This window comes from Allobosea minatitlanensis (assembly GCF_964020775.1).
Window position 1 is genome coordinate 1,890,155 of sequence record NZ_OZ224509.1, and the last position, 19,944, is coordinate 1,910,098.

Below are 19,944 nucleotides of genomic sequence, written 5' to 3' on the forward strand. Positions count from 1 at the left end.
GCAGGCGAGGTCCGGGACATGGGGGGCGGGCGGCGCTGCTGCCTCATGCGTCGAGCACCCAGGTGTCCTTGGTGCCGCCGCCCTGGCTGGAATTGACCACGAGCGAGCCTTCCTTCAGCGCCACGCGCGTCAGCCCGCCGGGCACGCAGGAGATGCCGTTGGCGCCGGAGAGCACATAGGGCCTGAGGTCGACATGGCGCGGCGCCACGCCCGAGGCGACGAAGGTCGGGCAGGTCGAGAGCGCCAGCGTCGGCTGGGCGATGAAGCCTTCGGGGCTCGCCTTGAGCTTGCGGCGGAAGCTCTCGATCTGGGCCTTGTCGGCATGGGGGCCGACGAGCATGCCGTAGCCGCCCGAGCCGTTGACCTCCTTGACCACCAGCTTCTCGAGATTGTCGAGCACATAGGCGTTGTCCTGCGGCTCGCGGCAGCGCCAGGTCGGGACGTTCTTCAGGATCGGCTCCTCGCCGGTGAAGAACTTCACGATCTCCGGCATGTAGCTGTAGACCGCCTTGTCGTCGGCGACGCCGGTCCCGACGGCGTTGGCGAGCGTGACGTTGCCGGCCTTGTAGGCGCCGATGATGCCGGGCACGCCGAGCACGGAATCGCTGCGGAAGACCAGCGGGTCGATGAAGTCGTCGTCGATGCGCCGGTAGATCACGTCGACGCGCTTCGGACCCTGCGTGGTGCGCATGTAGACGACATCGTCCCTGACCAGCAGGTCCGAGCCCTCGACCAGCTCGACGCCGAGCTTGTCGGCGAGGAAGGAGTGCTCGTAGAAGGCCGAGTTGTACTGGCCCGGCGTCAGCAGGCAGATCGTCGGGTCGGAGGGCGCGCTGCGCGGGGCGACCGAGCGCAGGGTCGCCAGCAACTGGTCGGGGTAGTTGTCGACCGGGGCGACGCGGTGGGTGGCGAAGAGCTCGGGGAAGAGCCTGAGCATCACCTCGCGGTTCTCCATCATGTAGGAGACCCCCGACGGCGTGCGGGCATTGTCCTCGAGGACATAGAAGGTGTCGGCGTCGACCCTGACCACGTCGATGCCGGCGATGTGGCAATAGACGCCGTGCGGCACCTGGAAATCGACCATCTCGAGCTGGTAGCAGGCGTTGCGGTAGACCAGATCGGGCGGGATGATGCCGGCCTTGAGGCATTCCTTGGCGCCGTAGACGTCGGCCAGGAACATGTTCAGCGCCGTGACCCGCTGGCGCAGGCCGGCTTCCAGCCTGGTCCATTCCGGCTTGGTCAGGACGCGCGGGATGATGTCGAAGGGGATCAGCCGCTCGGTCAATTCCTCGTCGCCATAGACGGCGAAGGTGATGCCGATGCGCCGGAAGAACAGCTCCGCCTGCGAGCGCCTGAGCGCCAGCGTCTCGGGCGGGGCTTCCTTCAGCCAGCGGTCGAGCGCGTCATAGGCCGGCCTCAATTCCTGCCCCGAGCCGGTCATCTCATCGAACGCAACCATGCGGCCGTCTTCTCCCTTTTCGGCAGCCTATGCGCATTCGCGGGCATTCGGGAAGAGGGAGAATAGTCTGTCTAGCGGGCAGCTATGCCTGTTTGCTGGGCAGTATTGAGCGGGTTCAATTCAGGATCGACGGTCGTGGCCGAGAAGAACCGTTCCGTGAATCACGGCTGTTCCTTGGCGGGGCCGCCGGAAGCGGCGGCTTTGCTAGTCTTGACCCGGATCGGCGCGGCCGTCCAGCCAGAGCAGCAGGGCGCGTGCATTGTTGCGCTCCTCGTCCCGGGCGGCATAGAGCAGCGTCACCGGGCCGGCGGCGATCCTCTCCTTCAGCACGGCCAGCGCCGCCTGCGCGGCGGCGCCGCCGAGCTCGGCGGCATAGGCCGCCCGGAAGGCCTGCCATTGGTCGGGGTGGGCATGGAATTCGTGGCGCAGCGCGTCGCTCGGCGCGATGTCCCTGAGCCAGAGATCGACCCGGTCCTTGCCGACGCCGCGCGGCCAGAGCCGGTCGACCAGGATGCGGGTGCCGTCCTGCGGGGCGGCGGGCTCGTAGACGCGCTTGATCGATACCGGCGCCATGCCGCGTCCTCCCGGTTCAGTCGTCAAGCAGCCCCAGGCTGCGGAAGCTGGCATGGCCGTCGCGGCCGACGACGATGTGGTCGTGGATGGCGATCCCGAGGGGCTTGGCGATGTCGACGAGCTCGCGCGTCATCCGCATGTCGGCGCCGGACGGGGTCGGGTCGCCGGAGGGATGGTTGTGGATCATTCCACGAAAATCCATATCGTATTGATATTGCAGATATTTTTCTGGAATTCGGTGAAGTTGGTGCCGGGGAATGGGGCATGTCCCCAATGACCAATCGTGATCATCACGGCTGATCACCAGTGAGTTCAGTGAGTCGCCTTGATGCACGGCAACTCACTGTATTCCTTTCATCCCACGCTTCAAGCTCGTCGATCGGATAGAGGACGGCTTTGCCAATCTTAACGAACGACGGGCCGATCTTCATCGCCCGCCAGTTCCGAAGCGTTCCAACCGAGACGCCGCCTCGATAGCGTTCCGAGACCTCCTCAGGGGTAAGAAATTTGTTGTCCAATGTTAGCCTCCTTCGGTCGACGGTCGACAACGTGGTGTCGCTCATTTGATGGACATCGAGCGCGAGGCTAGTTCCCTGAGTGCAATGTCACCCGAAGTCACCGTTGGGCTTGCCTGTCATTGGTCGCTCACGCTGTTGCGCGAACGACCATGCAGCGCTGAGGGAAATCGGGGAAGCCTGATTTGGTCCGCGTAGGGAGCACGGATAGTCAGGGTTAGATATAGGCCGGTCGAGCGACCGGGCTCGGCGATCCTGAGTTAAAAATTGCGCATACTGATCTGGTTCGGGTGCACGTCGAACTGCTGCCTCAGCTCGACGATCGTTTTCTCGCCCCTGACGGCTGCAAGGGCCACCTTCGCCTTGAAAGCCGGCGTGTGGTTCCGCCGCAGTCGTTTCGCCATGGTCTCTCTCCTATCGCGGCCATCATGCCGCCTTCCGGCAGAAACTCCACTTATCCAACCTGTCCAGTTTTCCCGAACCTGCTCTCTCCGCTGCGTCCGGCTTGTTGAACAGAAGCGGCGAAAAATACGCTGGATCGAGGACGTCGTGCGTTCCAATCAACATATTGCGTTGGACAAAACCGGCTGCGGTGTAGGTCCGGACCATGCTTGTCTCGATGGCGAAGGAGTGCTCGCCGACAGCACAAGGCGGATGACCTTGCCACATACCTCGCTGTTTCCTTCGCCATCTACGTCATAGCGAGCAGCGAATATGGACCTCTTGGCTAGTGATTCATCCATGGTCGCTTGCGATTGACATAGCGTAAGGGTCTATCATATTAGTTAGTGTCTGATAACTAACAATAGGGAAATCTATGCGCAAGCGGGCGGAGCTTCGCAAGGCCGAGATCGTCGCCGCCCTCCTGGGATTGGCTGACAGCATCGGGCCGGACCGTGTGACGACCGGAGCGGTGGCGTCGTCGATCGGCATCACCCAGGCGGCGCTGTTCAGGCATTTCCCGACCAAGGACACGCTTTGGCAGACTGTGGCCGAGCATGTGGCCGAAGGTCTGGAGGAGGCGTGGGACGACGCATTGAGCCGATGCGATGAGCCTATCGCCAGGTTGCGTGCTTTGATTGCCGCGCAGTTCGCGCAGATCGCTACCACCCCCGCACTTCCCATGCTGCTGTTCTCGCGCGAGCTGAATGTCACCAATGCGGAGCTGCGCGCCACGTTCAACAGCACGCTCAAGGCTTTTCACCGCCTGCTCGCGCGCGAGGTCAGTGCGGGACAGGAAGCAAGGGCTATGCGAGGCGATGTCATGCCGGACGATGTGGCGGTGCTGCTGACGTCGCTCGTGCAGGGGGTGGCGATCCGCTGGGCGCTCGGTGAGCGCGAGTTCGACCTGCGCGAAGAGGGATTGCGGCTGTTCGACGTGCAATGCCGCCTTCTGGCTGCAAGGGGAGAATAGGCGATGCGACGAATCGGGCTTTCGGGCATTCTTCTGGCCTTGGCTGTCGGAGCAGGCTTTCTGTTCTTCACCGAACGGCCGCTGGTGGTGACGGTCGTTCAACCTGAACGCGATGTCGCCCTTCGCATTTACGGACTCGGCACCGTCGAGGCGCGGGTTCTCAGCCGTATCGGCTTCGAGGTGGGTGCCGCGCTGACCTCTCTTGCCGCCGATGCCGGGGACAGCGTGATCCGGGGACAGGAACTGGCCATCCTTCACTCCGCCGAGCAGGAGGCGCGGGTGGCGCGCGCCCATGCGACAGTGGCGACCAACAAGGCCAATCTCGCCAAGGCCAATGCCGCAGTCGTGCGCGCCCGCGCGGTGCTCGCCGAGCGCGAGACGGCGAACCGTCGTCAGCAGGGGCTGGTGCAGCGCGAAGTCGCCTCGGCCCAGCGCGCCGAGGAAGCCCAACGCGATGAGGACGTGGCGCGAGCCGATCTGGCGGTAGCGGAGGCCGATCTGGCAGTGATCCGGGCGCAGGGCCTGGACGCGGCGGCAGCCCTGCGACAGGAGGAAGCCATTCTCGCCCATCACCGGCTGGTCGCACCCTACGATGCGCTGGTCGTCGCTCGCCACGCGGAGCCGGGCACGGTGGTGAAGGCGGGCGATCCGATCTTCACGCTGATCGACCCAGCCACCGTCTGGATCCAAGCCTATGTCGACGAAGAGCGCGCCGGCCAGCTTGTCCCTGGCCAGCAAGGTACAATCCGGCTGCGGTCGCAGCCGTCGGCCGAGTTCCACGGCACAATCGTCCGCATCGGTATCGAAAGTGACCGAGTGAACGAGGAACGCCGCGTCTGGCTGGCCTGCGCTGACTGTCCCGCCGAGATGTTTCTCGGCGAGCAGGCCGAGGTGCGTATCACCACCGGCAGCCGGGAAAGCGCGCTGATGGTTCCCGAGGTGGCGATCACCGGTTTCGACGGCCATCGCGGCACGGTGTGGACGGTGCAGAACGGCCGTCTCGCGCGAGCGCACTTGACCTTCGGTGCCCGCGACGATCGCGGCCGCGTCGAAGTTGCGGGCGGCCTGCCCGAAGGGGCGGCGATCGTCGCCAGACCGCCGAAGGGTGTGGCTGGGGGCAGACGTGCCCGCCCCGAGGATGCGCCATGAACCTTGCGCTCAAGGACATCCGCCACGGTCTGTTTCGCTTCGTCTTGACCTGCTTCGGGCTGGGGCTGCTGATGACGGTCGTGCTGGCGATGATCGGCATCTACAACGGCCTCGTTTCGGACGCGCTGGCGGTGGTGAAGGCGCCGGTGGCCGATGTCTGGGTGGTCGAGGCTGGAACCAAGGGTCCGTTTGCGGAAGCGTCCAGCATCCCTGCCGATACGCGCGATGCGGTGGCGAGGATGCCCGGTGTCGCCGAAGCCGGCGCGGTCAACTACCAGAACGTCGAGGCTTTCCATGCCGGGCGTACGCTCAGGATCTACGTCGTCGGCTACGAGCCCGGTCGGCCCGGTGGGCCGCAAGCGATCGCCGAGGGGCGCGGCATCGGCGCCAGCCATTTCGAGCTGGTCGCCGACCGCAAGACCGGCCTTCTACCCGGCGAGACGATCCGGTTCGGGCGTAAGCGCTTCACCGTCGTCGGGCTTGTCGAGGGCGCGATGAATTCCGGCGGTGACCCGGCGGTCTACGTGACGCTCGCCGACGCGATGGCGCTCCAGACCGAACTCGACCCGGCCGCCCAGCGGGTGCAGGCGGCGCGCGGGGCGGTTTCCGTCAAGTCCGCATCGGTGGCGGCCGTCATCGCCCGCATGGCGCCCGGCGCCGATGTCGATCTATTGACCGCCACAGTGCGCCAGTGGAAGCACCTCGCCGCCATGACCCAGGCCGAACAGGAGGAATTGCTGCTCGTTTCCGTGGTGGACAAGGCGCGCCGCCAGATCGGGCTGTTCCTCGGCATCCTACTCTCCGTCAGCGCCGTGGTGATCGCGCTCATCATCTACACGATGACGATGGAGAAGCTGAAGCAGATCGCCACGCTGAAGTTGATCGGCGCCCCCGACCGCACCATCGTCGCGCTGATCGTGCAGCAGGCGTTGATCCTCGGCGCCTCGGGCTGGGCGATCGGCCTGATGCTGATCCTTAGCGTGAAGGACTACTTTCCCCGCCGCGTGGTGCTGGAGCCGTTCAACGTCATGGTCCTTGCCGGCATCATCGCCGCCGTCTGCCTGCTGTCCTCGGCGCTCGGCGTGCGGGCGGCGATGAAGGTCGACCCGGCCACAGCGCTCGGGAGCTGACCGACATGGCGCTCGGCGACATCCTCATAGAAGTCTCGAACGTGGCCAAGCATTTCGGCGAGGGCGAGACCCGCGTCGACGCCTTACGCGCGGTCGATCTTGCCGTGCGCGCCGGCGAGGTGATCGCGCTGCTCGGACCTTCGGGCTCGGGCAAGACGACGCTGCTCAACATCATCGGCTGCATCCTCGCCCCCTCGGCGGGACGGGTGGTGCTCGACGGCGAGCCAGTGTTCGATGGCAGATGGCTGCGCCGCGACTTGAGACGTCTCAGGCTCGACAAGATCGGCTTCATCTTCCAGGCGCACAACCTGCTGCCGTTCCTGACTGCCGAGGAGAACGTCGCGGTCGTGCTCGACCTTGCCGGCCTTCACGCTGAGGAAGGCCGGGTGCGGGCGCGCGAATTGCTGGACTATCTGGAAGTCGGCCACCGCGCAAAGGTTAAACCTGCACTCCTTTCCGGCGGCGAGGCGCAGCGCGTAGCGATCGCTCGCGCGCTCGCCAACCGTCCCCGCATCATCCTCGCCGACGAGCCCACCGCCGCGCTCGACGGCGCGCGGGCCGGGCTGGTGATGGACCTGATGCGCAAGCTCGCCGTCGAGCAGGAAGCCTGCATCGTCACCGTCACCCACGACGAAAAGATCTTCGACCGTTTCGACCGCCTGATCCACCTGCGCGACGGCCGCCTCGCCGACGCCTGACCCGGAGCCGCTCCATGCCCGCAAGACGATCCCGCGCCCTTACCATCGCCGCCGCCGTCGCGGTGATCTTCGGCCTGCTGACCATCGTTTCGGGCGCCAGGGCGCTGTTCGGCGGCGTCGACATGGGCGCTGTGGTGCCCTTCGTGCTGTGGTTCAACTTCGTAGCGGGATTTGCCTATGTCCTCACCGGGATCGGCCTGTGGCGCGGCACGAACTGGGCGCCGATGCTGTCGCTCGGCATCGCCGCGGCGACGGCGGCCGTCTTCGCCGCCTTCCTGTGGCATGTCGGCTCCGGCGGCGCATGGGAGATACGCACCATGGGCGCGATGATCTTGCGCACCGGCATCTGGATTGCCATCGCAATCCTCGCGTTACGGTGCAAAAAAGCCGCCTGACGATTCCCCTGCCCAGCCAGCGCCGGCGGCCGAGGCCGTGACCGTGCCAGCCAGGAACCTGAAATGACGCGTTTTGCCGATCGACCCGTCGCGGGTCCGCTCAGTCATCACTGTTCTCGGCCTCGCGGTGACCGCAGCCGGCAGGTGGCTCCCCCCTATAACGGCCTCGGCGTGCCAGATCTTCCGGGATTGGCGCCCGTCGATATGACGATCGGGCGTTTTGAACGCCAGCACGCTCTATGGATGATGTCTCCCAGATTAGAATAATTATAACTTATTGACCAATCTCAATGCCCATGTCAAATATTTAGAATAATTCTAATATGAACGTCGAACAATCGATCGGCGACGCTTTCACGAGCGTCCGTAGAATGGGCGGTGCCTCGGGGCCGACCGATCGCACACTGGAACAAATTCTATGCGCACTTTACACAAAGAGAATCATCTTATCGAACGTATCGGTTGGCTTCGGGCGGCGGTGCTTGGGGCCAATGACGGGTTGATCTCGACGTCGAGCCTTATCGTCGGCGTGGCGGCGGCGACCGCCGGCCCTCACGAGGTCCTTGTGGCGGGCGTTGCCGGGCTGGTGGCCGGAGCCATGTCAATGGCGGCCGGCGAATATGTCTCGGTCAGCTCACAGGCCGACACGGAAGAAGCCGACATGGCGCGCGAGCGCCGCGAACTCGCCACGCAGCCGGAGGCGGAACTAGCCGAACTCGCTGCGATCTACGAGCAGCGCGGCGTCGCGCCGGATCTCGCCCTTGAGGTGGCTAAGCAAATGATGGCGAAGGACGCATTCGAGGCGCATGCGCGCGACGAACTCGGACTGTCGAGCCATGTGATGGCGCGGCCCGTCCAGGCGGCCTTCACATCCGCGGCGACCTTTTCCGTGGGCGCGGCGCTGCCGCTGGTCGTGGCGCTGCTCGCGCCGGCGGGAGCGGTCGTATGGGCAGTGTCCATCGCCTGTCTCGTCGGGCTTGCCGCGCTCGGGGCGGTTGGTGCGAGCGCGGGCGGCGCCGGCATCTGGAAACCGACTGTTCGGGTCGTCTTCTGGGGCGCGGTGGCCATGGCGTCGACAGCGGCCATCGGCGCCCTTATCGGCCGGGCGGTCTGATTATGAGACGCCTGTCGTTCGATATCCCGATGCTGATGTCGCTCCTGACAGTGCTGGGCATGATCCTGGCGACGGTCGGGACCTGGCCGCCAGCCGAGGCACTTGGTGTCCTGCGGTGGCCGGGACTGGCGCTCGTCTATGCCGCCGGCGGGCTTCCCGCCGCGTGGACGGCCCTGTCAGCGCTGTGGCGGCAGCATATCCTCGACATCGACCTCCTGATGGTGGTCGCCGCGATCGCCGCAGCGATCGTCGGCGCGCCGTTCGAAGGTGCCGTGCTGCTGACGCTGTTCAGCGTGTCGACGACGCTCGAACACCAGGCGCTCGGGCGCGCGCGCCGCGCGGTCGAAGCCCTGATGGCGCTGCGCCCCGAGACGGCGTTCCGCAAGAACGCCGCCGACGGTGCGGTCACGGAGGTTCCCGCCGCGGAGCTTGCCGTCGGCGACGTGGTGATCCTGCGGCCGGGCGCCCGGGTGCCTGCCGACGGCGTCATCCTGCAAGGGCGCGGTGGCATCGACGAGGCCAACATCACCGGCGAATCCATGCCCGTCTCCAAGGAGCCGGGCCAGCAGGTGTTCGAAGCCACCGTCAATCTCGACGGCATCCTGGAAGTGACGATAGCGAGAACGGTCGGCGACAGTACGATCGCGCGCATGATCCGCCTGGTCACCGAGGCCCAGGAGGCGAAAGCGCCGTCCGAACGGTTCAGCGCCTGGTTTGGCCAGCGTTATACCGTCGCGGTCCTCATCGGCGCGGTTCTCGCCTTCGCCGTCTTTTACTGGCTCGGCCGCGATTGGGAGCAGGCGCTCTACAAGGCCGCGACGCTGCTGGTCGCGGCCAGCCCCTGTGCGATCGTCATATCGGTGCCGGCGGCGATCCTGTCGGCGCTCTCGGCGGCGGCGCGGGGCGGCGTTCTGTTCAAGGGCGGCGGCGCGCTCGAAATGCTGGCGGCCGTCGATACCTTCGCCTTCGACAAGACAGGCACGCTGACCAACGGCCGTGCGCAGGTGACGCGGATCATTACGCTGGACGGTGAGGATCGGCGCTTCCTGTCCCTGCTGGCGGGGCTGGAAGCGCATTCCGAGCATCATATCGCCGCAGCGATCCGCCGTGAGGCGGTCATACACGGGATCGAACCGGCGCAAGTCATGGATGTCAGTTCCCGTCCCAGTGCCGGAATCGTCGGGCGGGATGAGACTGGCCCGGTCTGGGCTGGAAACTCTTATCTCGCCAGGGAAATGGATGCGTCCACTGATCGCGCCGAATTCCGCGAGCTGGAGGAGAACGCGCAAACCGTCGTCTATCTCGGGCGAGGATCGACCATTCTGGGCGCCGTCAGCGTCGCGGACGAGGCGAGGGCGAGTTCCGCCCCGGCGCTTGCGGCCCTGCGCGCCGGCGGCGTGCGCCGCATCTTCATGATGACCGGCGACCGTCGCCCGGTGGCCCTGCGCATCGGTGAGGAACTTGGCCTCGGCCCGGACGAGATCCACGCCGAAATGCTGCCGCAGGACAAGGTGCGCCAAATCGGTGAGCTGGCGGAACGCGGCAGGGTCGCCTTCGTGGGCGACGGCGTGAACGATGCGGCGGCCCTTGCCCGCGCCAATGTCGGCATCGCCATGGGTGCGGCCGGTTCGGATGTCGCCCTTCAGGCGGCCGATGTGGCCCTGCTGTCGGAAGACATGAAGAAACTGGCAGATGCGCACCGGTTGGCGCGGCGCACCGCCTCTGTCATCCGGCAGAACCTCACCGTCGCGATCGGCGCCATGCTGGTGCTCGTCACAGGCGGGCTGTTCTTCGATCTGCCGCTGCCGCTGGCGGTGGTCGGGCATGAAGGCGGGACCGTGCTGGTCGTCCTGAACGGCTTGCGCCTGCTCTCGGACCGTATCCGGCGGAACGCGGACGAGGCAACGCCTACGCGCCGCACACCGGAGGAACGAAACGTTTCGGCGTCTGTTCCAAAAGTGGTGGACGAAAGAGCAGTCTAGGGCATCCTATGGGAAACTGCGGCCCGACAGCCCGGGAAATCAAGCGAGTTTCAGCGACGCTGCCATGCCCGCGGCAACCCCGAGCGCGCTGACGGCTCCCACGCGAACCCCGAGTCTGTAGCCGCCGAGCCATGCGGCCAGGACGGCCTTGGCGAGCGAATTCACACCGACCGCGATCAGGATGGCCTGGGCCGCAAGCTTCGGCTCGATCGTCTGTAGCGACATTCGCGCCATGGAGATCGAGATCGCATCGACATCTGCCATCCCCGAGATCGCGGCCGTCGCGAAGATGCCCGCGTTTCCGAACGATTGTTGAAGCAATTGCGAGATCAACATGACGGCGGTGATGAGCGCGCCCATCTTGATGGCCGGCGCCAGTTCGAGCGGATTGGTGATCTTCAGTTCCGGCTGTTCCGTGGCGCCGCTGTCTTGGAGAAGCAGAAGCCCGGCCCCGAGAACAAGGACGCCGCCGCCAATGAGGAGCGGCCATTGGAGGTGCGGCAGCAGGGACGGACTGAGTGCGGTCGCGATGATCGCAACGCGCGCGATCATGACCACCCCTGCAAGGAGCACTCCGCCAGAAAGCAGAGCGGCGGCTTCGCTGCGGCGCCGGGCCAGGGCCGCCAGTGTCGCGGTCGTGGCCGTTGAAGATGCGAGCCCCCCTGCGACCGCCGCCGTGAGCACGCCCAGCCGGTCCCCGAATACGCGAACGGCGACGTATCCGGCAAAGGACACGGCCGCGATCAGGATCGTAAGCAGCCAGATTTCATACGGATTGATCGCGTTCCACGGATCGATCGGCCGATTTGGCAGGACCGGCAACAGCAGAAACGTCATCGCCAGAAGCGTCAAGCCCGAGCGGATTTCGCTCCAGCTCAACGATGCGACCCAACGGTGCAACTGATCGCGCAGCGCCAGCAGCACGGCCGTCGCGACGGCGCCGGCGACGGCGGCTGCCACATCGCCCACGACGGCGAGGACGCCAAGCAGGAAGGTCGACATGCCGGCGATCACGGAGGTCGCGCTGTAGTTCCGCTCGGCCTGCGCCTCCAGCCAGTGAAACGCGGCGAAAGCCCCTGCGAACCCCAGGAAAGCCAAGCCGATGATGGCGGCTGAGTCGAATTGCTGCGCCAGCGCGCCGGCGACGCCGCCGATCAGCCCCGAAAGCGCGAAGGTGCGCAATCCCGCCGCGCGTTGATGGTCTTCCTCATTTCTGGTGCGCCAGCCGCGCTCGAGACCGATCAGCAAGCCGATCGATAGCGAAACCGCCAGGCGGCTGAGAAGGGCGTCCCCGTCCATGATTTGCTGGCACACTCCCGCGAAAGACCGATTTCATCTGGTGGTACCATTCGGGAGCCCATGACGCTTCGAAAGGAACCAGTGTATCTATCGGGCAACGAACAGCGATTTACAATGATGCCCGAAAGGCCGGCCCAGTTCTTGTCGAGGTTCGAGGTGCCCGCGTTTCCGCCGCATCGCCGGTGTTGCATTACCCGTCGACAGAGGATTATCCCCAAAGCCATCCTTCAGGTCACTTGGTGGGCTGAGCCCATTGTCGGTATCGACTGCCACGCGGCCTCGCTGACTGGAAGCTGACAGGAATTATCATCGTTCTTCAGGAGCCCATCAGCAAGGCGTTGCATGATTGCACGCGTAGATGAGGGCAACTGAGGAGTTGGAACCATGAAAAAGTCTTTCACGATGCTTGCATTGCTGGTGATGCTGCCGGCTGGCGCCGCCCTTGCTGGCGAGGCGTGCGATGTATCGCCCGAAAAGAGGCAATCGTTCGAAGCGCTGGCGAAGCTTGCAAGCGACTTCGAATGGACCATTGACAGGATGAAGATCGACGACGGCTGTTACGAGCTTCGGGTGACCGATGCCAGCGGCAACATCCTCAAGGTCAAAGTCGACCCGGCGACACTGGAGGTTGTTGATGGAAAGGTCAAACGCTTCGGTGACGATGGGGGTGCGCCACGGAAGGAGAAATAGGGCCACGCGTAGTCGAGACGCGTCCGGACGGTCGGCAAAGGCATTCATTCCGAGGCGTGCGTGCCTTCGCCGTATCTGGGCTAACGGGAGCAGGCTGCTGGTTGCGCTATTGCTTGCCGGAGAAAAATACGGCCGCGAAACCGTCCCGCCGCCCCTCTATCGGCGAGATCAGATCAAGCCTGCCGCCCGTGCCAGCGGCGATCGTTTTGGCGATGGCCAAGCCGAGACCCGCGCCGTCCGCATCTGACTGGCCCCGCTCGAAAGGCTCGGACAGTCGGGCAAGCGTCTCCGCCGGCACGGCCGGACCGGCATTCGTGACTTGCAGGGTGCCCTCAGCCGATAGCGCGACGCTGATAGGCTCCTTCGGGTCGCCATGCTTCAGGGCGTTTTCAATGAGGTTGCGCGCCAGAACGGCGAAGGCGTCCGGATCGATATTAGCGGATACCGGATTGTCGGGAAGCATCAGCTCGACCCGACCGGCGCCAGGGGTGTGTTCGCCGAACTCGCTGACGACCATGCGCAGGATGACTGCGATGTCGACAGGCTTCTCCGCCAGCAGGCGGCCGCCCTCGGCCCTTGCAAGCTGCATCAGCTTTTCGGTCAGCCGGGAAAGACGCCGCAGGGCAGTTTCCATGTCGCGCGCGTGTTCGCGGGTCGTGTCATCGGTAGCCTCGATGATCATCCTTTGCGCTTGTGCCAGTGCAGCCGCGACCGGCGTTCGTAGTTCATGGGCGGATTTCGCCGCCAGCGTGCGCTCCGCCTGCAATGTCCGTTTCAGGCGTTCAAGAAGCCGGTTCACCGAATGAGCGACTGGTTCCACCTCGGAAGGCAGGTTGTCGGCTTTGACCGGAGCAAGATCGCCGCCGCCGCGCGCCTCGATCTGTGATCGGAAAGCTCGGACGGGAGTCATCGACAGCCGAACGATGAGCCAGACACCGAGGAGGCTGAGGGGAACGATAATGCCGAGTGGCAGGGCGAGATCCAGTGAGGCGTGTTCTGCCGCCATTCGCCGATGCGAAAGCGGTTCGGCGACGGTGATCGTCAGGCTGCCTTGCAGCGCGGCGTCGGAATAGAGCCGATGGGTTTGCGTATCGGTGAAGCCCATTCCCGAGAATGGCGGAAAAACCGCCAGATCCGCATTGTGCGAGCTGAGTAGAACCTTGCCCGCTTCGTCACGTACGACATAGGTGAAGTATTCGTCATGCTGACGCAGCGTCGCCACGCGCTGCTCCGAATCGTCGGTATCGCGCCCGAGGATTTCGAGCGCCGCAAGCGGCAGAATCCGTTGCGCAGTCTCCTCCAGCGCGCTGTCGAAGACTTCGTTCATCTCGTTGTGCAGCCTGTAAACCGTAACCACGGCGGCGACTGCCCAAAGCACCGTCATGCCGAGGCCGAGCCATAGCGAAAGCCGCCATTGCAGGCTTTTCGGGCGTTTCATCGCGCGCTTCCGAGACGATAACCGATGCCGCGAACCGTATCGATGACAGCATGCCCCAGCTTTTTGCGCAGCCGACTGACATGGACCTCGATCGTGTTGCTCTCCACTTCGGCACCGAACGCATAGAGCCGGTCCTCGAGCTGGGCCTTGGTCAGCGCGACGCCCGGCCGTTGCAGGAAGGTCTCGAACAGCGCCCATTCCCGTCCGGTCAGTTCGACGGAGCGTCCGCCGCGCTTCACGGTTTTGGCGGCAAGATCGACGCACAGGTCGCCGATCTCGATGAGGGGATTGGGATTGCCGCTGTAGCGCCGCGCGACCGCGTTCAAACGCGACGACAGCTCCGAAAGATCGAAGGGCTTGATCATGTAGTCGTCCGCGCCGGCGTCGAGGCCCTCGATGCGGTCGGAAATCTGGTCCAGCGCCGTCAGGATGATGACCGGCGTCACACTTCCTGCGGCACGCAGTTTTCGCAGGAAGCCGACACCCAGCCCGTCGGGAAGCATCAGGTCCAGCAGGATGAGGTCGTAGGCCGCGCTATCGAGATGCTCGCGCGCGGCGTCGAGCCGGTTCACCCAATCGACGGAATGGCTGGCGGCGATGTGATCGCGAACGGCCTTGCCGAGGATCGCATCGTCTTCAACGAGCAAGACTCTCATCCTGGGATCGGTTCCCCCTTCTGCTGCTTTTCTACGGTTTGAACCTGTCGGTTTGCTGAAGGGGTATCAGTCGCTGCTTCAGCGATTCGTCAGGATAACCTGCCATGGTTGTGACTATATCGCGTTGATCGGGAACAATCAGATGATGAAGCAGATGGCGGCGGCAATCCTCGTTCTGACGTTCGCCGGGTTAGGGACCGCAAGGGCGGACGACGATTGCCATGTTCCGATGGAGCAGTGGCAGCCGCGCGAGGCGGTGCAGACGATGGCGGCTGGGCGGGGCTGGACCGTCACCCGGATCAAGATCGACGACGGCTGCTACGAAATCCGCGGAACCGATGAAGGAGGTCGCCCCTTCAAAGCCAAGATCGACCCTGCGACGCTCGAAATCGTTAAGCTCCGCTACAAGGATCGGGATGACGACCATCACGGAGCCGAACGCCAACGGACGCAGAACATCGGGCGGGAAGCTGCCGACGGGGCATCTGCGAACGGCCTGCTCGGGACGAATACGCGGCCAAAGGCTGTCGTGAAATAAGCCGCCGCACTTTCGCTCCGGCGCATCTCAAGGAGACCTCAATATGCCCGACAAGTCGCATCGCTATTCGGCGAGCATGATCGTTATCCACTGGCTAACCGCCCTTCTGGTGCTCGGCGCCTGGTTCACGGCCGAGGGCGGTCGCAAGGTCGCCGAGAACCCGCCCCTGCTGCACTTTTCGCTCGGGCTTGCGGTGCTCGCCCTGATGTTGCCCCGGCTAGTTCTGCGGGTGGCCGGCCGCACGCCCGAAGCCGATACGCAAGGTTGGCTCGCGGCTGCCGCGAAGGCCGGGCACGCGGTGCTCTACCTGTTCTTGATCGCGCTGCCGATCACTGGCTGGTACACGGCTTCACGCATGGGTGTCTCAGTATCGTTCTTCGGCTTGCAGCTTCCTGCGCTCACCGAGCCCGTTCAGGGGCGACCCGGCCTGATCGCCGAATTGCATGAGAATGCCGGAACCATCATCCTCATCCTCGCCGGACTGCACGCCCTGATGGCCATCTGGCACCAGTTCGTCCTGCGCGATGGCACGCTGCGGCGCATGTCCCTGCGTTGAGTGTTTCCGATTGAAGCCTGCGATAAACAAGCTGCCAGGGTCCCCGCCGCCATTGCCTACGGTGTCGGGGATATTGCCAAGCGCCTGGGCGCTCGAGAAGAGTTTGTGGACGAAACGGTTCGGCTGACGCAAACGGGCTCGATGCGGTTCGGAGCCCATCAGGCATTCCGGCCGTTCTCCGCCAGGCAAACAATCCGGCTAAGCCAATGCGAATTCCACTGGCAAGCCAGGACCGTCCCCTTTGGCTTGATCAGGATTACGGACGCCTTCTCGGATGGAACTCCGGCACTTGAGGAAACGGCACTTGGCCTTATTCCGCTTGCCCACGACTAGACCAATACCAGCGCAACTTCAGATTTCGCGTCCGCGACAAACACCGAGCATGGCGTTCGCTAGGAACACGACCGCTGACCTGACCACCGATCTGCGGTTTTGTTCTTTCTAGGCGTTTGGTATTTCATCGCTTCCTGACGAAACACTGAAGCAAAAATATTTTTGCTGTCAGGTGATGCTCAGGTGGCCTTGCCAGAGTGGGGCGTCGGATCTCGAACCAATTGGTTATCCGCGATCCGCTTCTCTGGAAAAGGCAGATCGGCATGAAATCCATTTTTGCGGCACTGGCGCTGACGACGGCGCTGACCCTTCCTGGCCTCGCGATGGCCCGTCCCATCACGGTGACGACCACATTGAACCGGTATGGCGGAGACGGGGCCTATCTCGCCTTCTATGTCATCGATCCACAGGGGAAGTACGCAGGTACGGTCTGGGTCGCCGGGGGCAAGTCGAAATATTACGGGCACCTGTCGGCTTGGTATCGTGCGACGGGCGGTAATCCCTCCGGGATTGATGGCATCACCGGCGCCAGCGTTGGTGCTGGGCGCACGCTGGAAATCTCGCTCGACTTGGCCGATGCGCTATTCGACGCGGGCTATACGCTGCATGTCGATGCCGCCGTGGAAGACATGCGCGACAGCCCGAACGACGTAGCGATCCCGCTGACGAGTGACGGCGCAGGGACGCCCGCGCGTGGCCGGCTCTATGTCGCCTCGCTCGCCTATTCCCGCTAGGCGGTGAACGGTATGTCTCGTCTCATTCACCGCTGGCCGGGGCTCATCGCCGGGCTCCTGCTTCTGGTGCTCAGCCTTAGCGGTGCGGCGCTTTCGATTTTCCCGGCCGTCGAGCGCCTGTCTTCGCCGCAGGCCACGGCGGCGGTGTCCGTCGCCGATGTGGCGGGGCGCATCCAGGCCGCCCATCCCGAACTGGAACAGATACGGCGAGCGCCGTCGGGCCGGATCATTGCCTATTGGTTCGAGAACGGCGCCGCACAGGCGGCGATGATCGATCCGGTGACAGGGCAAAGCATCGCATCTGCCGATCCGAAACCGGTCGAACGTTGGCTGACGAACCTGCATCGGTCGCTGTTTCTTGGAGATGGCGGCCGCATAGTGACAGCCGCAGGCGCGGCCGCAATGATGGTGCTGGCGATTTCCGGAGTGGTGCTTGTCGCGCGCCGGGCCGGAGGCTGGCAGCTTTGGTTCTCGCCGATGCGCGGCCCGCTTTCCGGAAGGCTGCATGTCGAGATCGCACGGCTGGCGGTCGCTGGATTGTTGCTGTCCTCAGCCACAGCCCTGTGGATGACGGCCTCGACCTTCGATCTTTTGCCGGATGAAGCTGCATCCCCGATTGCGCAGACGGATGCGAGCGGTCGAACGGGCATGACTGTCGCAGACATGGCCGCCCTTCGGGCCATACCCATCGCCGAACTGCGCAGCTTGTCGTTTCCCACGCCAGATGATGCGAGCGATGTCTTTACGCTGAAAACCGACCAAGGAACCGGCTACATCGATCAGGGCGATGGCAAGCTCCTGGCCTGGACCGGTCTTACCGGATGGCAGCGAGTCTCAGAAACGATCTACATGCTGCACACCGGACAAGGAGCGGCCACATTGGGGCTGGTTCTCGGACTGATGGCGCTCGGCGTTCCGGTCATGGCTGCGACGGGCTTCATCCTGTGGCTTGCCGGGTGGCGCGGGCGCTCTTGCATTCGCGGCAATGTTCCTGCCAGCCGTGCCGAGACGATCCTGCTGGTCGGCAGCGAGAGCGGCACCACTTGGGGATTTGCGGCAACGCTTCATGCGGTGCTCTCCAGGGCAGGCCAGACTGTCCACGCTGCCCCGATGTCCGCCTTCGATCCCGCGCGCTACGGGCGGGCCAGGCGTATCCTTATCCTTGCTGCCACCTATGGCGATGGTGACACGCCTGCCTCTGCTAAAGGGTTCCTCGAACGCATGAACGCTCTTGCCGCCGCTCCGGCGATCCCCATGGCTGTGCTTGGCTTCGGCGACCGCAGCTTTCCCGGCTATTGCGCCTATGCGCGAGCCGTTACCGAAACCGCGGAGCGTAAAGGCTGGGAGACGCTCATCCCCTTCGACACGGTGGACCGGCAGTCACCACAGGATTTCGCCCGTTGGGGCCGCTCATTGGGCGCGGCGACAGGTCTCGACCTCGATCTCGTCCATCAGCCGGTACAACCCGCCTCCATCGATCTGACGCTCGTCTCGCGCCGCGACTATGGCGCCAAGGTGCAAGCTCCCACGGTCATCCTGCGATTTGCCTTGCCACAGGCTGCGCTCTGGCGGCGGCTTGTCGCCCGCGCGCCCGGCAATTTTGCCGCCGGCGATCTGCTTGGCATCCTGCCCGAAGGTTCGGCCGTTCCCAGGTTCTATTCGCTGGCTTCGGGCCGCCGCGACGGCTTCGTCGAGATCGTCGTGAAGAAGCATCCGGCCGGCTTGTGCTCGGGTCAACTCTACGAACTGAGGCCCGGCGATCGGATCAGGGGCTTCGTTCGGCGCAATCCCGGCTTCCATGCCGGAACCACGCGCAGGCCGCTGATCCTGATCGGAGCCGGAACGGGGATCGGTCCTCTTGCGGGCTTCGTGCGCGCCAATACGCGATGCCGGCCGGTTTATCTATTTTTCGGCATGCGCCATCCCGACAGCGATTTTCTCTATCGCGAGGATTTTGCGAACTGGCAGGCAGAAGGGCGCCTCCGGCTAGTCGTGCCGGCCTGCTCGCGCGGGCGAAACCCTCGTTACGTCCAGGATGGTCTGCGCCATGAGGCGACAGAGATCGTGCGTCTCGTGCGCGAAGGCGCTCGGATCATGGTCTGCGGCGGCCGGGATATGGCGACTGGTGTTTCCACAGCGCTCGGCGACATTCTTGCCCCGATGGGGCTGACGCCGAGCTTGCTGAAGGCGCAGGGACGCTATGTTGAAGACATCTACTGAACAGAACCGGCTCTCAATGAACGGACCGACGATGGGTACACGCTGGTCGGCGTCGTTCTATGCGCCGGATGGACTTGACTCGGAAGCGGTCCGGCAGGCGTTGCAAGCCGCCGTGAATGAAGTCGACACGCAAATGTCGACCTGGAATCCGAACAGCGATCTCATGCGCTTGAATGCTGGCCGTCCCGGTGCGTGGATAAGCGTTCCGCCCTGCCTGGTGGAAGTGCTGCGGCTCGCCTTCGATATCGGCCGCGCCTCGGGCGGTGCGTTTGATGTCGGCGTCGGTGCGGCTGTGCGTGCATGGGGATTCGGTCCGGAAGCGGTCGACGAGGCCCGAATTCGAAAGGCGCTCGAAATGCCGCATCCGCCCGCCCATGAGATCGTGGAGCTGGATGTCGACGGTGGAAGGGCGCGAAGATTGGCGCCTGTGGACCTCGACCTCAATGGTATCGCCAAGGGGTACGGCGTGGACAGGCTGGCCGAGGTGCTGCACGGCTTCGGCATCGCTTCAGGTCTGGTCGGGATTGATGGCGAGATGCGCGCGTTCGGCCTGCATCCCGCCGGTGAGCCGTGGGTGATCGCTGTCGAGGCGCCCGATCCCGACCGCCGCGCTCCGCATTCGATCCTTGCCTTACAGGACGCAGCAGTCGCAACCTCCGGCGACTACCGGCATTGGCTCATGGCCGGAGGCCGACGATTGTCGCACACGATGAACCCGCGCCGCGGAGCGCCCCTGCCTGAACCGCCGGCCTCCGTCACCGTCATCGCGCGAACCTGCGCAGAAGCCGATGCTTGGGCTACGGCTCTGATGGTCCTCGGCCCGAAAGCTGGAACGCAGCTTGCCGAGCGCGAGCGTCTGAATGCACTATTTTTATCGCGTGGTGCCGAAAGCACACTTCAGTCCAAAACGGTTGGATTGATATTCGACCCTTCCCATGATCATGGTGACGCTCACTAGCACCGGCGTGCAGCTCAAGCCACGGTTGTCGCTCAAGAATCTGCGGGAATATCTCAATCGCTACATCTACCTGCCGCACCTGAAAGAGTAGGA

General features: G+C 64.4%; 21 protein-coding genes and 2 pseudogenes. 14 read left to right on the forward strand and 9 right to left on the reverse strand.

Annotated features, from left to right (window positions below; all coding sequences use genetic code 11):
- Positions 1 to 43: 43 nt before the first annotated feature.
- The 6 genes and pseudogenes from ACWH43_RS09265 to ACWH43_RS09290 all read right to left on the reverse strand — a co-directional run bounded on the left by ACWH43_RS09265 (position 44) and on the right by ACWH43_RS09290 (position 3,156).
- Positions 44 to 1,459 carry a circularly permuted type 2 ATP-grasp protein gene (locus ACWH43_RS09265; RefSeq protein ID WP_448153443.1) on the reverse strand — a complete coding sequence of 472 codons (1,416 nt, stop codon included), beginning with the start codon at positions 1,457 to 1,459 and terminating at the stop codon, positions 44 to 46.
- Between the two features lie 204 nt (positions 1,460 to 1,663).
- Entirely contained in the window at positions 1,664 to 2,032 is a 369-nt protein-coding gene (locus tag ACWH43_RS09270; RefSeq protein ID WP_158448308.1) for a DUF488 domain-containing protein, read from the reverse strand.
- A 16-nt stretch (positions 2,033 to 2,048) separates the two neighbouring features.
- Positions 2,049 to 2,219: pseudogene (locus tag ACWH43_RS09275) on the reverse strand (JAB domain-containing protein); the annotation flags it as partial.
- Between the two features lie 103 nt (positions 2,220 to 2,322).
- Positions 2,323 to 2,595, reverse strand: a complete 273-nt coding sequence (locus ACWH43_RS09280; RefSeq protein ID WP_260347780.1) for a helix-turn-helix transcriptional regulator — start codon at positions 2,593 to 2,595, stop codon at positions 2,323 to 2,325.
- A 227-nt stretch (positions 2,596 to 2,822) separates the two neighbouring features.
- Positions 2,823 to 2,951 (reverse strand): annotated as a pseudogene (locus ACWH43_RS09285) (transposase); the annotation flags it as partial.
- Positions 2,952 to 2,973: 22 nt separating this feature from the next.
- Positions 2,974 to 3,156 carry a hypothetical protein gene (locus ACWH43_RS09290; protein WP_260347781.1) on the reverse strand — a complete coding sequence of 61 codons (183 nt, stop codon included), beginning with the start codon at positions 3,154 to 3,156 and terminating at the stop codon, positions 2,974 to 2,976.
- A gap of 208 nt (positions 3,157 to 3,364) precedes the next feature.
- Between ACWH43_RS09290 and ACWH43_RS09295 the strand changes: the two genes are divergently transcribed.
- The 7 genes from ACWH43_RS09295 to ACWH43_RS09325 all read left to right on the forward strand — a co-directional run bounded on the left by ACWH43_RS09295 (position 3,365) and on the right by ACWH43_RS09325 (position 10,429).
- Complete coding sequence (locus ACWH43_RS09295; protein WP_260347782.1) at positions 3,365 to 3,961, forward strand: TetR/AcrR family transcriptional regulator; 597 nt, start codon at positions 3,365 to 3,367, stop codon at positions 3,959 to 3,961.
- 3 nt (positions 3,962 to 3,964) lie between these two features.
- On the forward strand, positions 3,965 to 5,110 hold the full coding sequence (locus ACWH43_RS09300) for an efflux RND transporter periplasmic adaptor subunit (protein ID WP_260347783.1): 1,146 nt from the start codon (positions 3,965 to 3,967) through the stop codon (positions 5,108 to 5,110).
- Entirely contained in the window at positions 5,107 to 6,240 is a 1,134-nt protein-coding gene (locus ACWH43_RS09305; protein WP_260347784.1) for an ABC transporter permease, read from the forward strand. Before ACWH43_RS09300 ends, ACWH43_RS09305 begins: the two co-directional genes overlap by 4 nt.
- 5 nt (positions 6,241 to 6,245) lie before the next feature.
- Positions 6,246 to 6,938, forward strand: a complete 693-nt coding sequence (locus tag ACWH43_RS09310) for an ABC transporter ATP-binding protein (RefSeq protein WP_260347785.1) — start codon at positions 6,246 to 6,248, stop codon at positions 6,936 to 6,938.
- Positions 6,939 to 6,952: 14 nt separating this feature from the next.
- Positions 6,953 to 7,333 (forward strand): hypothetical protein, encoded by a 381-nt coding sequence (locus tag ACWH43_RS09315; protein ID WP_260347786.1) that lies wholly within the window; start codon positions 6,953 to 6,955, stop codon positions 7,331 to 7,333.
- 418 nt (positions 7,334 to 7,751) lie between these two features.
- Positions 7,752 to 8,447, forward strand: coding sequence for a VIT1/CCC1 transporter family protein (locus tag ACWH43_RS09320; RefSeq protein WP_254690912.1), 696 nt, complete (start codon positions 7,752 to 7,754; stop codon positions 8,445 to 8,447).
- Positions 8,448 to 8,449: 2 nt separating this feature from the next.
- Positions 8,450 to 10,429 (forward strand): heavy metal translocating P-type ATPase, encoded by a 1,980-nt coding sequence (locus ACWH43_RS09325; protein WP_448153444.1) that lies wholly within the window; start codon positions 8,450 to 8,452, stop codon positions 10,427 to 10,429.
- Positions 10,430 to 10,468: 39 nt separating this feature from the next.
- Here ACWH43_RS09325 and ACWH43_RS09330 read toward each other — a convergent pair whose 3' ends face one another.
- A complete protein-coding gene (locus ACWH43_RS09330) occupies positions 10,469 to 11,728 on the reverse strand; it encodes an MgtC/SapB family protein (RefSeq protein ID WP_260347788.1) in 1,260 nt (419 codons plus the stop codon).
- Between the two features lie 384 nt (positions 11,729 to 12,112).
- Here ACWH43_RS09330 and ACWH43_RS09335 point away from each other — a divergent pair, with 384 nt between their 5' ends.
- Positions 12,113 to 12,418: a PepSY domain-containing protein gene (locus tag ACWH43_RS09335; RefSeq protein ID WP_311734770.1), complete on the forward strand. Its 306-nt coding sequence runs from the start codon at positions 12,113 to 12,115 to the stop codon at positions 12,416 to 12,418.
- Positions 12,419 to 12,524: 106 nt separating this feature from the next.
- Here the strand turns inward: ACWH43_RS09335 and ACWH43_RS09340 are convergent, their stop codons facing one another.
- Both ACWH43_RS09340 and ACWH43_RS09345 read right to left on the reverse strand, forming a co-directional pair.
- Positions 12,525 to 13,856 carry a sensor histidine kinase gene (locus ACWH43_RS09340; RefSeq protein ID WP_260347789.1) on the reverse strand — a complete coding sequence of 444 codons (1,332 nt, stop codon included), beginning with the start codon at positions 13,854 to 13,856 and terminating at the stop codon, positions 12,525 to 12,527.
- Entirely contained in the window at positions 13,853 to 14,512 is a 660-nt protein-coding gene (locus tag ACWH43_RS09345) for a response regulator transcription factor (RefSeq protein ID WP_260347790.1), read from the reverse strand. Before ACWH43_RS09345 ends, ACWH43_RS09340 begins: the two co-directional genes overlap by 4 nt.
- 142 nt (positions 14,513 to 14,654) lie before the next feature.
- On the opposite strand from ACWH43_RS09345, the gene ACWH43_RS09350 reads away from it, so the two are divergent.
- The 6 genes from ACWH43_RS09350 to ACWH43_RS09375 all read left to right on the forward strand — a co-directional run bounded on the left by ACWH43_RS09350 (position 14,655) and on the right by ACWH43_RS09375 (position 19,851).
- Positions 14,655 to 15,050, forward strand: coding sequence for a PepSY domain-containing protein (locus ACWH43_RS09350; protein WP_260347791.1), 396 nt, complete (start codon positions 14,655 to 14,657; stop codon positions 15,048 to 15,050).
- Between the two features lie 43 nt (positions 15,051 to 15,093).
- Positions 15,094 to 15,606: a cytochrome b gene (locus ACWH43_RS09355; RefSeq protein ID WP_260347792.1), complete on the forward strand. Its 513-nt coding sequence runs from the start codon at positions 15,094 to 15,096 to the stop codon at positions 15,604 to 15,606.
- Between the two features lie 105 nt (positions 15,607 to 15,711).
- The gene (locus ACWH43_RS09360) at positions 15,712 to 15,939 is read left to right on the forward strand and encodes a DUF6920 family protein (RefSeq protein ID WP_375796985.1); all 228 of its coding nucleotides are present in this window, start codon (positions 15,712 to 15,714) and stop codon (positions 15,937 to 15,939) included.
- A 263-nt stretch (positions 15,940 to 16,202) separates the two neighbouring features.
- Positions 16,203 to 16,673: a DUF2271 domain-containing protein gene (locus tag ACWH43_RS09365; RefSeq protein WP_260347873.1), complete on the forward strand. Its 471-nt coding sequence runs from the start codon at positions 16,203 to 16,205 to the stop codon at positions 16,671 to 16,673.
- A gap of 12 nt (positions 16,674 to 16,685) precedes the next feature.
- Complete coding sequence (locus tag ACWH43_RS09370; protein WP_260347793.1) at positions 16,686 to 18,893, forward strand: PepSY domain-containing protein; 2,208 nt, start codon at positions 16,686 to 16,688, stop codon at positions 18,891 to 18,893.
- A complete protein-coding gene (locus ACWH43_RS09375) occupies positions 18,874 to 19,851 on the forward strand; it encodes an FAD:protein FMN transferase (RefSeq protein WP_260347794.1) in 978 nt (325 codons plus the stop codon). The genes ACWH43_RS09370 and ACWH43_RS09375 overlap by 20 nt, the downstream gene beginning before the upstream one ends.
- Positions 19,852 to 19,944 lie beyond the last annotated feature (93 nt).